Here is a 15567-nt window from a genome sequence, read left to right on the forward strand (position 1 = left end):
TATGAGGGGCGCTTTCTTTGATTAACTATCTTACTTAGAGCTACGACGCGCTTTTAAACGCTTAACCATCGCTAAGCGACGCTCCGCAGAGCCTTGGTCTGTTGCCGATTGGTTCGGGTTATTACGACGACCTTGACGGTTCTTGAACGCAGGCTTTGAGTTTAGCTTCTCGATGTAAGATTCACGCTGCTTTGGTTCGTAACCCGCTAACTCGATACGACGAATGTGTTGTTGAATTAGGTTTTCAACCTGCACCACAGTTAGCTCTTCCTCGCGGTTAACAAATGATACGGCGTGACCTTGTTTACCCGCACGACCTGTACGACCAATACGGTGAACGTAATCTTCTGCTAGGAATGGCATGTCATAGTTCACCACGTGTGGTAGATCTTCAATATCCAGACCACGAGCCGCTACATCTGTTGCAACCATTACGCGAGCTTTACCCGTTTTGAACTCTTCTAACGCGCGACGACGTGCGCTTTGTGCACGGTCACCGTGACACACAACGGCTTTGATGCCATCTAGCTTAAGCTCTTTTACAACATCGTTCGCGGTCTCTTTGTAGTTCACAAACACCAATACTTGCTTCCAGTTCTTACGACCAATCAGTTCAGAAAGAAGCTCAGTCTTGCGCTCTTGATCCACTGGGTAAAGTACGTGTGCGATAGTTTGTGCCGTTGTGTTTGCACGCTCTACTTCAATACGCTTTGGCTTGCGAAGGATGTCTTTCGCCAATAGATTCAACTGGCTCGATGTTGTTGCTGAGAACATCATGATTTGTGGGTCTGTATCCACATCCATCATGATTTTACGTACAGCATGGATAAAGCCCATATCAAGAATACGGTCCGCTTCATCAAACACAAGAAACTCGATGTTTGCTACGGATACGTTGCCTTGCTCGATGTGCTCTTCTAGACGACCAGGCGTCGCAACAAGAATATCCACGCCACCTTCTAGCGCTGTCACTTGAGAAGACATCTTACGGCCACCAAAGATTGCGGCAACCGATAGGTCTGTGTACTTAGTGTATGCTTTGATATTGTCCGCGATTTGCTCTGCTAGCTCACGAGTAGGAGCCATGATCAGTGCACGTGCAGTTTTGCGAGATGCGCTGCGACCGGATTCTAACAACTGTTGAATCATAGGCAGAGAAAACGCGGCTGTTTTACCTGTACCCGTTTGCGCAGTTGCAAAGATATCATGACCTTTACGAGCCATTGGAATCGCCTTCTGTTGAATTGGCGTTAACTTCTCATAACCGCATTCTGCCAGTGCTTTTACCACTTCTGGCGCAAAACCTTGAGATGAAAATGACATTGAGCGTATTCCTTAAACAAATCACTAAATAGCTATAAAAATTTTAGCGGTGCACTATACCCGAATTCCAGTGATTTATCTCACTTTTCTCATGCGTTAACATAAAAACTCATGGAATTTTGCATCACTCGATTCCGAACTGTTAATTTTATGCGTAGTTTTTCCTTGTTGGATGAAGAAATAACGGTTTTTTACCGACTTCTTCGCTTCATACATCGCCATATCAGCTTGATGCATTAACTCATCCAAGGTACAGCTTTTCTCTTTCGCATAACAGCCGCCAATTGAGGTCGTCACTTGGTGGAATACACCAGGGCTAACTTCTATCGGGTCTTGAATCAATTGAATCAAAGACGACGCAAAATGTTCTGGATCCCGCATATGTTCTTGGCTGCTTAGCATAATGGCAAACTCATCTCCCCCTAATCGAGCAAGAAGCGCTTTACTGCCAAATACTCGCTGCATCACAGAAGCAACGTGTTGAAGGGTCTTATCGCCCGCCGCATGACCGTATTCATCATTGATAAACTTAAAACTATCGAGGTCTAGATATATTAAGCAAACCTCTCTACCCGCTTTCAAGGATTGCGATAAAGTCTCAGATGCTTGGTTTTGAAAAGCGGCTCGGTTAACCAGACCAGTCAGACTGTCATTATGTGCTAAATAGTGAATACGTTGGTTGTCGGAAAACGCGCGAAGCTGAAAGCGCGCAATGAAATAGGCCAGTAAAATGCTCAACACCGCACCCACTTGCATTAACCACTCACGTTCGTACTGCGAGTTGCAGAGCTGTTTTCTTTTACTGAAATCGACGTAAGATACCAATTTCCAAGCCGTCGAACTGTTTTCACTCAGATGGTATTCCTGAAAACAGTATGGATTGATGCGATCCACAGCCCCAACCGATTCAATCGTTATAATGCCCTCATCCGTTTCAATTTGCCCGGATAGGGTATTGCGAATTTGATCGGCTAACTCAGGGTACGACGCATAAATGGTTTCGTCTTGTCGGTCGTCGTACATGAACGCAAACTCCGCCTCGCGGTGCTCTTTGTTGAACAGGTAGAATCCATCTCTATTAAGTAGCATGTAATTTGTCCCCCTATCGAGGTTGAACAGTTGCATGCCTTCCATAAGGTACTGAGCTAAATAATTCACAATCACAATGCCGCGCTTATTCCCACTTTCATCTAAAACAGGCGTTGCTAGGCGGATCATCGGCTTGACGGGCACTTCAATTTGTCCGTGCTCCATATTCAAATCTAGAGGCGAGACATAAATCCTGCGACAACCAAGTTGAAGCGCTTCTGAGAAATAGTAACGATGACTTTTGTTTTGAAGTTGCGCTTCTGGGACCACTTGGGGTTGACCATGATTAAAGTTGATTCGTACAACTTCATTACCTTCCAAATCAATGTAGCGCAACTGATCATAGACTTCTTTTCGTTGGCTTACTGCTTCTAGAATCGAGCTCAAACGAGAAAGCTGCGCACTGCGCTGCTCACCCAGACGAAGATCGTTAATCTCATAAACTCGCTTTGCTGACATAATGTCGGCCAACAAGGCAGTCTCTCGTACAACCGAACTCATCACCCACTCGATGTATTGCTTCTTACCTTCCAGAAGTGCTTTTTGTTGAACACGAATATTACTCTTCTCCGCTTCTTCAGACGCAGATGTATCGTAGTAAATGATAGCCCCAAACACAGCGACGAGCAGAAAGAAAATCACGACAAAACGCAGGCAGAAGAACTTCAGTTTTGAGAAGGGTAAGGTAGGATTCAAGTGCGCCCCGGTTTCTTATTCCATGAGAAAACCAGCAATTATAGTGACGCCAATCACATACAGATAGACTTATGACGATGATAGTTTTCTATCGTCTCAACAATGAAAGGTAATTAAAAAGGCCTGAGCATTTGCTCAGACCTTGTTCAATATTGGTGGGCGCTTATTCAGATATGCCACAAAGCTTAAGCAGGATCGCTTCTAACTGATCCCAAGGCATCAATTGCGAGTCAATGACCTCTAGACGTGATTCGAAACCCTCTAGACTCATTTGGTTAACGGATACAACGCCATTTGCTACATTAAACGCGTAGCAACCTTGATCTGTGTTCATCACCGCTTTCACACGTTCAGCCGTTAGTTCAGATAGCATTGAGAACAGTTGGTCGAAATTGAACGTGTATTCTGCGCCAAACAACCAACCACAACTAAAGTACCCCTGCCCTTTGTTCTCTTTACGGATAAAGGCTTCACCAGGAGGCAATTGGAATTGTGGCTCTTGATGTGCATGGTCATGGTGATGAGCTTCAATGTGGGAAGATGCACTACCGTGCACGCGTTCGATGTCCAACACTTCAATCGGTAAGTCACCATCGTGAATCAGCTTACTGAACACTTTTGAAGGCGTTTGGTCGGTTACCCAATTGTTGAATACGTCAATGTCATGACTGGTACACAGATCGACCTTGCTACCGATGACCACATCTGCGCTATCTAATTGATCAACAAAGTTCTTATTTGATAGGTACTTTTCGTCACTTAAATTGCGCGGATCCACAAGCGCGATAGTTGCTTTAAGGTCAACGTATGGCAAGTATTGCTCAGAAGTCAGTGTGGCTATGACTTGCTTGGGGTGGCCTAACCCCGTTGGCTCAATAAGAAGGCGATCTGGATTTTGACGCAGCAAAGCCGTGATACCAACAGACATAGGGACACCTGCCGTACAGCACATGCAGCCGCCCGGTACTTCTTTGATCAGCGCTCCTTGGTCGGTCATCATCGCACCATCGATACCTATCTCACCAAACTCATTCACTAACACAGCCCAGTTTTCGTTTTCTGGTTTGTTTTTCAGTAAGTTCAGAATGGTCGTGGTTTTACCGACGCCAAGAAATCCCGTCAGTATGTTAGTAGGTACTCGATGTGACATGCTTTTCTCCGACAAGCTTGTGCTTTAAATGCTTTGCCAAAGTATACGGAGAATGTAACTTGCTTCAACGCTTTTTATCGCGGGAATCTAAGCCTTTATGTAGTGCTTTCGCCTTTGTTCGCTGCGAGCGTTCGTAATAGCCAAACGTATCTGCATTTCCCACACCAGAAAGATGCATGCTGGTATGAATGACGCAAGTAAAAAACGCGCCAATAGCGATAAGGATAGGAAGCAGTCCAAGGGTGTTTTCGAATTTTAGGGCAGCAATAGCCAAAGCGAAAACAACCGCAGAGGAAAGCGCAATGATCTTACTTCTATTGCTTTTCATGAAAGTTCGCCTTTTTTATTGAATGGGACACCAACCAGAATGAGAGTCAACTCCTCTACTTGATGAATTAATGCTACTCCTTTCATAACGAACATAATTTGAGCGACTTAACAGATACAAAAACACCGAGCATGTCTTCGCTCGGTGTTTGCTTAAATACTCAAGTTAACTCTGTTTGTTAGCAGATTTGGCCAGCAGTGACGGCTATATCAGCTTCATTATCAATAGCGGCTTGAGCCAATAGCTTGAGCCCCTCAACAATAACGCCTAGTGACATGGTAGGCTGATTTCCTGACGCATCTTGCTCAGGTAAAAGTGGGATATGAACAAACCCATGACGAATGGATTTATCACGTAAGTAATGCTGAACACCATAAAAGAGGTGATTACAGACAAATGTCCCTGCGGTATTCGAAACTTGGCATGGGATGTTTGCGTGTTGAAGAGCACTAGTCATCGCTTTAATCGGCAATGTAGTAAAATACGCATCTGGACCACTAGAAACAATGGGCTGATCGATTGGTTGATGACCACCATTATCGGGAATACGAAAATCATCGATATTAATCGCTACACGTTCTGGCGTAATCGCTGCGCGTCCTGCCGCTTGCCCTACTGTAATCACAATATCTGGTTGGTGTTGCTCAATAGCACTAATCACAGTATCGATGGATTCGTAACGCGTTACAGGCACTTGGCAAACAACAATTTCCCCACCATTGAGTTTTTTCCCGTCGAGTCGTTTTACAGACTCCAAAGCGGGATTGATGGATTCACCACCAAACGGTTCAAAACCTGTAATTAGTACTTTCTTCATTGGGCTGTTCCCTTTAATGGTAAAACTCTGAGGTTAGTACTCGAATTTACAACAACTTAGCATCACAAAGCCAAGTTTTATTATGTTGCAGATATGACCAGCCCAAGATCACGACGCCCAATTGCCGACAAATATGAGATACGCTCCTCTTTACCCCGCGACCTCGGTTATTCCAATCAAATCGTTGCTTGGTTTCTCACTGCAACTTAGGTAGAGTACGCGCCAATAGAGTATCTACAATTCGAAGAGATTGAAGACAATGAATATTGATAATCACGTTATCGAAACATTGGAAGAGCTAGAAGCTTTCCTACACCTAGTTGAAAGTGGTGCGCTAGGCCTTGAAGGCGTCGCAGGCGTAGCACTAGCGACAAACAACACAGATGGCCGCCCATTTGTAGCGGTACTAGATGACAAGCATCAACTGGTTCTTGGCCGTTGGGTTTCTCAACATGTTTACGAACACGGTAAAGACATCGTTCGTCACGGCCCTCAACGTCGACATTAATCCAGAACTTCAATTGACAGAAAACTCGCTTACATAGCGAGTTTTTTGTGCCTTTCGTCAGAACACTTCGCCGATTCCTACAAAGTCCGATTGCTTCCTAAGCTATTGTTCAAAAATAAAAAATAAGCTTGCCGGCATGATGTAGAGTCGTGACATTTCGCTGACAAAACAGCGTCAGAAATTCCTAAAATTTATTTCGGAGACGATTCAACTATTCGTTTCCAGACACCATCAAAGAACAGAGTTCCTAGCTGTTCTTTTTGCCTCGCCTAGTCCGCTTGACAGCCTTGGGCTAAGCGGGGCTTTTTTACGTATATGGGTATACAAGACTAGATACAAAAAACCGCTGACTAAGCAGCGATTATTTGAGTATTTGGTTACTATTAATTAGTGGTTTAACGACGCTGTCTCAGCTTTCATGATTCAGAACAAGCTATCATCATCGCCAAAGTCGATCTCATCGCCACCAAAAAAGCTACTCCCCCCACCAAAGCTATCAGCATCATTATTTGTGAGCGTATCATCATTAAACGCGTTACCATCATCAAGACCTGACGATTGAAAAGCCGAATTATCATCAAAACCTGAATTTTGGCTCCAACCTCCACCTGTGTAATCCTGCGTATAACCATCGGTGCCATCCAGAAAGCCCCCACTGTTATCTGCTGTATCAGTTGGTTGACTAGAGGTATTCTGTGAGGGATCTATTTGGGAGTCTGCGCTTTCTTCAGGCTGCTCAATGATGGTGTTGTTGGTAACATCTTCCACCATCGGTGAACTATGCTCACCGCCAAATAAAAGATGACTTAATGCACTTCCCGCAACCATCCCAGTGGCAACACCGGCAGCTGTTTGCATGAAGCCGCCAAAGGCACTAGGACGGTAAGCAGGCTGAGGTGGCAACGGTGGTGTGCTGGCCCTGCCAAACATACGGTTCAGGCTACCTCTGTTAGATTCTTGTTTATAAAAATCTGCATTGCGTTGCAAATACTCGTTACGTTCTTTTAGATCTTTGAGTGCAACTTCTTGCGCCAGAGCGACTTGTGTAAGACGATAAACAATGTCGGATTGAGATGCGATCTGCTCTTGGATTAGCTGAGCGGCTGCGGCGTCTTTTGCGTTGCTTTGATTAACACGCATTTTATCAGCCAATTTTTGAATAAGTTCTTGTTCTTGTGGAGTCATAAATATCCTCGCATAGCGACGAGAAATAAAATTACAGATCCGCACAATACGCCGATTACCTGATACCGATAGCAAAACAAACTTATATTGCAAATTTCCACTATCGTGTGTAGGTCTGTCAGCAAACAAATTGGCTTGCTTCGACTCTCTAATAAGTTAGGAGGATGGTGGTTTCTGTCTCTAATATCGTAGGAAAGGGGCGTACTTAAACGGCTTCATAACCGAACCTAACCCCTTAACTTTTAGGTCCAAGCAGTGTTGTAAAACGTGTCCAAACTCCACATTGGGGAAACCTATATTGCGTTAACTCACGAATGGACAAAATGGTAACAGCAGGAGCTAACTAACTGATGTAAAAAGCCCCAGCCCCATTCACTTACTACTTAGGCTGGTGACCGGTCTTCTTTGCAAACTCTTGCATCGCTTCGGCAAACGTTGTTGTCCCGCCTTTGGCTTTAACCTGTATTACCTTGTACCCCATCTTCTCCAACGCTTGGCGTTCTGCCAAAACGGCTTTGTCATTTTGCTGACTACCTTGAGCGGGCTGATGAAGGTAACACCCTTCTAGTTGGCCATCTTCGACGAGTTGATGGTGTTTCAATGTATTGATATCAAAATTCATGGACATTCTTTTATTTAAAAATGGGGGAGTTGCTGTAGCAGATTACATGCGCTTTAAAGGCTTAACAACACTGTCTAGGCCTTCAATTTTTAATGCAAGGCAGAGTTTCAACAAGTCACCTAGCTCCCCTTCCGGAAAACCTTTTTTATCGAACCAGAGTAGGTATTCTTCTGGGAGATCAATAAGTACACGCCCAGCGTATTTGCCAAACGGCATTTGCATTCGAGCGAGTTTGATAAGGTTTTCTTTTTCTAACATATACTACGGAGTCTGTTGGGATAAATCTTGGCTAAGAGTAACACCCAAGCGATCGACCCACCAGTTAATTGCATCTTTGGCGTCGTCTAAAGAATCAATCATGGTAGAGAAGTCTTTGTTCCCTGCTTGGCGATCAATTGCAGCAAACAGCGGCGTATCACTCTTTGAATCACTCACAAGTAACTCCACTGTCGCGGAACCTACATTGGTGTGCTCACCTGTCGTGATTTTTGAGATGGTAGAGATCCCTAAACCAACTGGCAGAATACTTGAAGTGACAGCAAGGACAGGATTCGGCGTTTCCACATTACTGACCGCAATACTCAAGCGAAGTGTTTTTTCTCCGGGTTGGTCGACAACCTTTTTTACGGGTGAGATACGCGCTTTTAACTGCTCAACCATGTAAGTTGTCAGCTCTTGGATTTCTTCATCATCGAGCTCAGATTCTTGAACCACAACCATTACTCGGTCAATTACCACGCTGTCGTAATCATCCATTTTCTCTTTCAACCGAGTAGCATCGCGCAAACCGACTCTGGCCCAAACAAGATCAACGCCACCCTCTGGGCCTGGACGAAAATCTTCATAACTGGTGAATTTCGTCGCACTTACGACAGGACCACCAGTGCATCCGCTCAAGACAAAACCCAGAGATACGACTACCGAAGCTTTAAACAAACGCTCTACCAATGACTTAAACATACCAACTCCTCAAATTTTGAATATACAGCTTACCATTCCATATAAAATTGACCAGTATTTATTCACCTAATGGGTATTTTGCTGAATCGAGGATTGAGCTTCCCGCTACACAATTTCATGTTAAAGTACGCCGCTTACTGGAAAGCAAAACGAGAAAAATAATGAAGTCACCTTGCCGCGCAGCCTGTAAAAATAACGGCGGTATCTGTTCTGGCTGTCACCGAACCATGGAAGAAATCGTACAGTGGAAAGATAAGTCCGATGCTCAACGAGACGCGATCATCGAGCAATTGGTTGGAAATGATTCAACCCATTTATGCCCTGAGTGTGGCACGAACGCGCACTGCGATATTGCTGCGGGGAAAGAGACGTGTTGGTGCTTTGATATTGAGACTAGAGACCTACCCAAGCCAGAAGCGGGACAGCTTTGTTTGTGTCGTAAATGTTTGGAGAAAAAGCCAGTCGCCTAACCTATCGAATACAGGACATAGCGGACTGGCTATCATTGAAATGAAGGTAAGTTCTGCGAACTATTTCTGCGCTAACGCTTGGGATTCGAACTTCACGCCATCCCAGCCTGTCACCATAAAGTTACGAATGTTTTGATGGTCGTTGTTCTCTGGATGTGCCAATACGTCTTCACGGTAGAAGCGACCAAAACACGCCAACGTTGCTTCTTTGCTTAGGTTATTCAGTTGACCAAAAGCGAAGATCTTGCATGAACCGTTGTTCTCACCTGCATTATTCTGCGTTTCACCATTCACAAAGGCCGCTGGCGTAAACTCGTAGTTTGCCTCAATGGCTGCCATTGTCGTTTCAAATTCTACTGTCTCTGGTGATGCCGATAGCGCATCCAAAAATTGTTTTAGTTCCATTATTTCTAGTTCCTAGTGTCTTTTCATCTTAAGTGTTCGACATACGTTCAGATTAAAACTGACACATTTGTTTCATCAAAAGCCAATATAAGGGTCATAAATCATACATATATTCAGAGCCTTATTTAGGGGTTGTTGACCTTTCGAGCTGATTTTTGCAGCGAATTGTTGGACATTTATACAAGGCAGAGACTTTGCTATGTAGCTAGCCTACATGAGAAGTCGATAACGCGGTAGAAATGACCAACAAACGCTGCCCGGAGGGTTCGGCTAAAATCGTTTCATGCTTTGTTAAGGAGTATTTGCTTAGAACGACTAGGCGACACACTCCTTGCCTCGCCTAAAACGATTTTATCTCGAACAAAATTTAACCGCGAAAGATCAACAGCCCCTCATAACACTTCAATCAATGCGCTATTCTTCACTGTGTTGGTGAATGAATAGATATCTACTTTAGGTGCATTGAGTGACATTGTATCCGTTTAATAAGGAAATATCATGACCACCCCATTTAAGGCAATAGGCGTATTGGCATTATCTTCACTTGCCATCGCATGTTCATCTCAACCTGACGATTCTCTCTCTTCGTTTGCAACCCAATGCAAAGCGTCGGTAGCAACTGTTGCGGGAGAGGCATCCATCCAAGGTTTGACCTTTATGGGAACGTCTATCGCTGACGCACCATTCGACACATCAGCAGCAGAAATCGTTCAATATGATGCGTGTACTGACAAGCTTTACGTAGTCAACGCTCAAGCGAAACGTGTCGATGTGCTCTCTATGGATGACAACGGCGCACCAACGCAAACCGCCTTCATTGATGTCAACAGCGCGGGCAAAGCAGCAGGCGTTGAAATTGGTGCGGCAAACAGCGTTGCTGTCTTTAATGGTTTAGTCGCTGTAGCGATTGAAAACAGCAATAAGCAGGCGAATGGCATTGTTGGCTTGTACCGCTCGGATGATTTGTCGCTGATCACCACCTTCCCTACCGGCGCACTGCCAGACATGGTTGGCTTCTCAAAAGATGGCAGATACATTGCGACAGCAAACGAAGGTGAGCCAAATGGTGACTACAGTGTCGATCCAGCAGGCAGCATCACATTGATCGACTTGAGCCAAGGCGTAAACCAAGCAGACGTCACGCAGATTGGTTTCAATGAGTTTGATGGAGCACGTAAGTCTGAATTACCAGCTGATGTTCGAATCTCTGGTCCAAATGCCACGGTGGCGCAGGATCTAGAGCCGGAATACCTCACCTTTGCTGAAAACGGTAAAATCTACGTTGCACTGCAAGAGAACAATGCAATGGCAATTGTAAACCCTGAAAGCAAATCGGTAGAGAAGATTGTGGGTCTGGGCGAGAAATCTTGGTCGGACTCAAAACTGGATGCTTCGAACAAAGACAAAATCATTGGCAACTTTAAGAGCTACCCTCAACTGGTTGGTCTGTACATGCCAGATACCCTCGACAGCTACTCCGTAAACGGTAAAACGTACATACTCTCTGCCAACGAAGGTGACGGTCGTGAATATGGCTTCAAAACAACACAAGCTCTATGTGACCAAGCAGGCTTTAAGTGGGATGAAGACGATTACCTCGGTACAGATGAATATACTTCTGAGCAAGGCACCTGTTTAAGCCATGTTGATGAAGTGCGCGGTAAGAAGCTGAAAGTCGCAGCAGACCACCCATTGGCAGAGGCACTAAAAGACAACAAACAACTCGCGCGTCTAAAAGTGATTAAGCCTGAGCACACGCTCTCTGCACAAGACAATGTTCAAGCCTTTGGCGCACGTTCATTCTCTATTTGGGATGAAAACGGTGAGTTGGTTTTCGATAGTGGTGACGATTTCGCGACCATCGCATTGATGAATGAAGGTAAGAACTTCAACAGCACTAACGATAACAATGACAGCGGCGATGACCGCAGCGACGACAAAGGCATTGAGCCAGAAGCGATTGAAGTGGCACAAATCAATGGTCGTCATTACGCGTTCATCGGCTTGGAGCGTCAAGGCGGCATCATGATTTATGACATCACAGACCCGAAGCAAGCGCAATTCCTGCATTACGTAAACCGTCGTGATTACAGCCAACCAGTTTGTACGAAAGTGGAAGATAGCGAATGTGCGAACAACACTTACAACCCAAAAGCAGGTGATTTGGCGCCAGAGTCAATCAACTACTTTGCTCGTAACGGACAACACTTTATTGCGGTTGGTAATGAAGTGTCGGGGACAACATCTGTGTTTCGAATTGAGCTTTAACTCTCGCTCTTCAAGACAACAAAATTAAAAGTAAAGCGCCCGAACTTAAATTCGGGCGCTTTTTGTAACGCGTTAGTATTATTTGAGAGTGAGATTCCCGACTCGCTCCTTCGTCGCTCTCGAGAATGACGGAAGCTAACCTAACAGTTTAGAACGATTCTAGCCTGCAAAGTGGAAAAGCTCTCTTCCACCTCCAAGTAGTACCATCACTACCAACGTCATGCCGACTATCTCTGAACTGTACTTTCCAATGCTCAATACACAACTAAAGAATATGGAGAAATAAAAGTTCGAGTTAACAGAAGGTACCATCCTAGCAAAGACCATTTTGCAGTTCTGAGTAACCCCATCACCGACGTCATTCCGGAATCGAGGAACGAGATGACCGGAATCTCTCTTTAATCACTCAGCTCTATTCTTCAATCGCCAAGGCATCGCATTTCGAAGCACAGATAAAGTCGTTCTTATGCAGACCTTTAATAGAATGGCTCCACCACGTGATGGTCACTTCGCCCCACTCCAACAAGATAGATGGGTGATGGAATTCATCTTCTGCAAGCTCGGCAATCTTGTTGCTAAACGCCCACGCTTGTTTGAAGTTTTTAAACTTGTAGACCTTCTCAAGTTGAGGAATCTCATCTCTCTCAATGATCTGCCAATCAGACAATTGCAGCAGCAGAGACTGTTGTTCCTCTTTACTAAGTGCAATGGCATCGATACTACAAGCTTCGCATTTTTGTTCATTCAACATGAGCAGGTTCCTTTGGTTCAAAAAGTGGTGGAAGCAATCCGGCTTCAATCGCTAGATCGGCTTGTTTCAATAAATTCAGTTGGCTGATTTGGAAAAGCTGGGACAAATCTTCAATCACGTAGTATTTCGGCTGCATGATATCGATGCGGTAAGGGGTTCTTAGCACAGTTTGAAGATCGAATTCGTCTCGAATCGCGATGTCGCTTTCCAATGAATAGATGGTTTCTCCCGGAGATGAAAGGATACCGCCACCGTAGATTTTGGTTTGATTACCTTCTCGGACCAAGCCGAACTCGACTGTAAACCAATATAGACGGGCAAGGAACCCTCGCTGCTTTGGTGTCGCAGCTTGTCCAAGCTGTCCGTAGTGCTCGGTAAAGGCGGCAAAATCAGGGTTGGTGAGCATGGCGCAATGACCAAAAATCTCATGGAAGAAATCCGGCTCTTGTAGGTAATCAAGCTCTTCTCGCGTTCTCAAAAACGTCGCGACTGGGAAGCGTTTGTTGCCAAGCAGATTGAAGAAACGATCAAAGTCGATCAATGCTGGCACTGGCTCCACTTGCCAGCCCGTGGTTTCCATCAAAACACGATTGATTTCGGGCAGTTGTGGCACTCGGTCCTGGGGTAAATCAAGCAGCTTAAGTCCATGCAGATACGCATCGCATGCACGGTCTTGAATCACGCTCATTTGTCTGGTTACCAAGTCGCGCCAAATGGCATCCTCTTCATGGCTCCATTCTACCCTTCCATCCTGATCGACGGGTTTTGAATGATACTGAGTCATTGCACATCTCCGCTAACAAATCCTTTACATTAAGCCTATCTACACTCTTTTCACCTTCCAATCCCCTGACCATTTTTCAATCAAAATTCAGGTGTAACATTTTCTTTACATTAACGCCTAACACACTGATATACATAAGGAGCTAGTTTCTCCAACGAGTTTGACTTTATTTCTGGTTCACCTCAGACTGAAAACGTTAAATCTTTGTTATAGAGGGAGCTATGCGCGAGAGCAACAGAGTCTGGCAGCCGACGGAAGATCGAATCGAGCAAGCCAATATCACGCAGTTTATCGAACACATTAATCGACAGGGTTTCGAGCTCAAAAACTACTCGGATTTGCACCAATGGTCTTTGGAGCACAACGAGCATTTTTGGAAAGAGGTTTGGCAGTTTTGTGACTTGATTGGAACGCAAGGAAATACAATCAAAACGCAAGGTGAGAGCCGCTGGCAATCGCCTATGTCAAACCGTGACACCGTGTGGTTCCCTCAAGCACAAGTTAACTATGCAGAGAATCTACTCAGCTTGGCAGAGAAACAAGCCGATGAGCTGGCAATTTGGTTCGAAAATGAACGCGGAGATAAACAGACCTACACATGGAAAGAGCTGTGTAATGAAGTCTCGAGCGTTCAGCAATGGTTGGTAGAGTGCGGCATCAAGCAAGGTGATGTGGTTGCTGGCTATTTACCACATATGCCACAAACTGTTATTGCAATGCTAGCCACCACCAGCTTAGGCGCAACTTGGACGTCTACCTCCCCTGATTTTGGGGTAGAGAGCGTTATTGAGCGCTTCGGACAAGTGAAGCCAAAAGTCCTGTTTACCTGCGATGGCTATACCTTCAATGGCAAAACCTTCGATATGTCGGAGAAGAACCATCATATCGCGGATCACCTTGATGGACTGAAACAAGTGTGTCAGATCGGTTACCTCAAACCTCATTCGCTTGAATGTGACGTTTGTACTCACGATTGGCAAAACGTCATAAATCAATACTCCCCTGCTCCGCTTCATTACACTCGCGTTGAATTCAATAGCCCATTGTTCGTGCTTTATTCCTCCGGCACGACAGGCAAGCCTAAGTGCATTGTCCATTCGGTTGGCGGCACGATTATAAATCACCTAAAAGAGCACCAACTTCATTCAGATATTCAGCCTAAAGATCGTGTTTTTTACTACACAACTTGTGGCTGGATGATGTGGAACTGGCACGTGTCTGCCCTTGCAAGCGGCGCATGTTTGGTGATCTTTGATGGTAGCCCGGTTCATCCAACGCCTGATGTTTTGTGGGATTTAGCACAGCGAGCCGAGGTGAGTCTCTTTGGCACTGCCGCCAAGTATCTAGAAGCGATAGAAAAAGCCGGACTGTCACCCATCAAAGATTACTCACTCCCTAATTTAAGAACACTCTGCTCTACTGGATCTGTGCTTTATCCAGAACAGTTTGATTACGTCTATCAACACATCAAACAAGACCTCCATTTGGCTTCCATCTCAGGCGGAACAGACATCTGTGGCTGCTTTGTCTTAGGCAACCCTATCTCGCCTGTTTATCGTGGTGAGTGCCAGTACGCTGGCTTGGGCATTGATGTTCAAGTGTTCGACTCACAGGGTCAAAGCGTGAATGAACAGCGCGGAGAGCTCGTCTGCACGAACTCCATGCCTAACTTCCCTGTCGGCTTTTGGAACGATACTGGTGAACGCTACCACAGTGCCTATTGGGACATGTTCGATAATATCTGGCACCACGGTGATGATGTAGAACGAAGCGCCAAAGGTGGGCTCATTTTCTATGGTCGCAGCGATGCATTGTTGAACCCAGGTGGTGTGCGCATCGGTACTGCGGAAATTTATCAGCAAGTGAATGCTCTTGAAGGCATTGTCGATTCTATCGCTGTAGGTAAAGAGGTCGATCGAAACGAACAAATTTGGCTATTTGTGCAGACCGCTTCTGGTGTCACTTTAGATGACGGATTAGTTGCCGAAATTAAATCACGACTCAAAACGTCCTGCTCGCCAAGGCATGTACCAAGCCGAATATTCTCCATCAATGACATTCCTAAAACACGTTCAGGTAAACTGGTGGAACTTGCCGTCAAACAAGTCATTAATGGTAAGGAAGTCGAGAACTTAGGTGCGATTTCGAACCCAGAAGTCCTGGAAGAAATTCGACAACTCACGTTTGTCTAGCAAATCAAAGTAAACAAAA

At 45.1% G+C, this 15567-nt stretch carries 16 protein-coding genes; 4 read left to right on the forward strand and 12 right to left on the reverse strand.

Annotated elements, in window-relative coordinates:
* Positions 1-30: 30 nt before the first annotated feature.
* The 5 genes from J4N37_RS17805 to pcp all read right to left on the reverse strand — a co-directional run bounded on the left by J4N37_RS17805 (position 31) and on the right by pcp (position 5403).
* On the reverse strand, positions 31-1323 hold the full coding sequence (locus J4N37_RS17805; protein WP_182025469.1) for a DEAD/DEAH box helicase: 1293 nt from the start codon (positions 1321-1323) through the stop codon (positions 31-33).
* Positions 1324-1419: 96 nt separating this feature from the next.
* Entirely contained in the window at positions 1420-3108 is a 1689-nt protein-coding gene (locus J4N37_RS17810) for a sensor domain-containing diguanylate cyclase (protein WP_252042989.1), read from the reverse strand.
* A gap of 163 nt (positions 3109-3271) precedes the next feature.
* The gene (locus tag J4N37_RS17815; protein ID WP_010451411.1) at positions 3272-4258 is read right to left on the reverse strand and encodes a CobW family GTP-binding protein; all 987 of its coding nucleotides are present in this window, start codon (positions 4256-4258) and stop codon (positions 3272-3274) included.
* 64 nt (positions 4259-4322) lie between these two features.
* Positions 4323-4586, reverse strand: coding sequence for a hypothetical protein (locus J4N37_RS17820; RefSeq protein WP_010451409.1), 264 nt, complete (start codon positions 4584-4586; stop codon positions 4323-4325).
* A gap of 178 nt (positions 4587-4764) precedes the next feature.
* Positions 4765-5403 carry a pyroglutamyl-peptidase I gene (gene pcp, locus J4N37_RS17825; RefSeq protein ID WP_010451405.1) on the reverse strand — a complete coding sequence of 213 codons (639 nt, stop codon included), beginning with the start codon at positions 5401-5403 and terminating at the stop codon, positions 4765-4767.
* Positions 5404-5662: 259 nt separating this feature from the next.
* Between pcp and J4N37_RS17830 the strand changes: the two genes are divergently transcribed.
* Entirely contained in the window at positions 5663-5911 is a 249-nt protein-coding gene (locus tag J4N37_RS17830) for a hypothetical protein (protein ID WP_010451403.1), read from the forward strand.
* 423 nt (positions 5912-6334) lie between these two features.
* On the opposite strand, the gene J4N37_RS17835 is transcribed toward J4N37_RS17830, so the two are convergent.
* From J4N37_RS17835 to J4N37_RS17850, 4 genes are all read right to left on the reverse strand, one after another.
* A complete protein-coding gene (locus tag J4N37_RS17835) occupies positions 6335-7096 on the reverse strand; it encodes a DUF2076 domain-containing protein (protein WP_071234310.1) in 762 nt (253 codons plus the stop codon).
* A gap of 379 nt (positions 7097-7475) precedes the next feature.
* Positions 7476-7718: a hypothetical protein gene (locus J4N37_RS17840; RefSeq protein ID WP_010451400.1), complete on the reverse strand. Its 243-nt coding sequence runs from the start codon at positions 7716-7718 to the stop codon at positions 7476-7478.
* A 42-nt stretch (positions 7719-7760) separates the two neighbouring features.
* Complete coding sequence (locus J4N37_RS17845; protein ID WP_010451398.1) at positions 7761-7976, reverse strand: DUF3820 family protein; 216 nt, start codon at positions 7974-7976, stop codon at positions 7761-7763.
* A 3-nt stretch (positions 7977-7979) separates the two neighbouring features.
* Positions 7980-8678 (reverse strand): DUF3313 domain-containing protein, encoded by a 699-nt coding sequence (locus J4N37_RS17850; RefSeq protein ID WP_252042990.1) that lies wholly within the window; start codon positions 8676-8678, stop codon positions 7980-7982.
* Positions 8679-8839: 161 nt separating this feature from the next.
* Between J4N37_RS17850 and J4N37_RS17855 the strand changes: the two genes are divergently transcribed.
* Positions 8840-9148, forward strand: a complete 309-nt coding sequence (locus J4N37_RS17855; RefSeq protein WP_252042992.1) for a cysteine-rich CWC family protein — start codon at positions 8840-8842, stop codon at positions 9146-9148.
* A gap of 60 nt (positions 9149-9208) precedes the next feature.
* Here the strand turns inward: J4N37_RS17855 and J4N37_RS17860 are convergent, their stop codons facing one another.
* On the reverse strand, positions 9209-9553 hold the full coding sequence (locus tag J4N37_RS17860; protein WP_010451393.1) for a HopJ type III effector protein: 345 nt from the start codon (positions 9551-9553) through the stop codon (positions 9209-9211).
* A 498-nt stretch (positions 9554-10051) separates the two neighbouring features.
* Here J4N37_RS17860 and J4N37_RS17865 point away from each other — a divergent pair, with 498 nt between their 5' ends.
* A complete protein-coding gene (locus J4N37_RS17865) occupies positions 10052-11821 on the forward strand; it encodes a choice-of-anchor I family protein (protein WP_252042993.1) in 1770 nt (589 codons plus the stop codon).
* A 412-nt stretch (positions 11822-12233) separates the two neighbouring features.
* Here the strand turns inward: J4N37_RS17865 and J4N37_RS17870 are convergent, their stop codons facing one another.
* Together J4N37_RS17870 and phhA are read right to left on the reverse strand one after the other, a co-directional pair.
* Complete coding sequence (locus J4N37_RS17870) at positions 12234-12572, reverse strand: 4a-hydroxytetrahydrobiopterin dehydratase (RefSeq protein ID WP_252042994.1); 339 nt, start codon at positions 12570-12572, stop codon at positions 12234-12236.
* Positions 12562-13356, reverse strand: a complete 795-nt coding sequence (phhA, locus tag J4N37_RS17875; protein WP_252042995.1) for a phenylalanine 4-monooxygenase — start codon at positions 13354-13356, stop codon at positions 12562-12564. The genes J4N37_RS17870 and phhA overlap by 11 nt, the downstream gene beginning before the upstream one ends.
* Positions 13357-13577: 221 nt before the next feature.
* On the opposite strand from phhA, the gene J4N37_RS17880 reads away from it, so the two are divergent.
* On the forward strand, positions 13578-15548 hold the full coding sequence (locus tag J4N37_RS17880; RefSeq protein WP_252042997.1) for an acetoacetate--CoA ligase: 1971 nt from the start codon (positions 13578-13580) through the stop codon (positions 15546-15548).
* Positions 15549-15567 lie beyond the last annotated feature (19 nt).

It is taken from the genome of Vibrio sp. SCSIO 43153 (genome assembly GCF_023716625.1).
Classification (GTDB): domain Bacteria; phylum Pseudomonadota; class Gammaproteobacteria; order Enterobacterales; family Vibrionaceae; genus Vibrio; species Vibrio rotiferianus.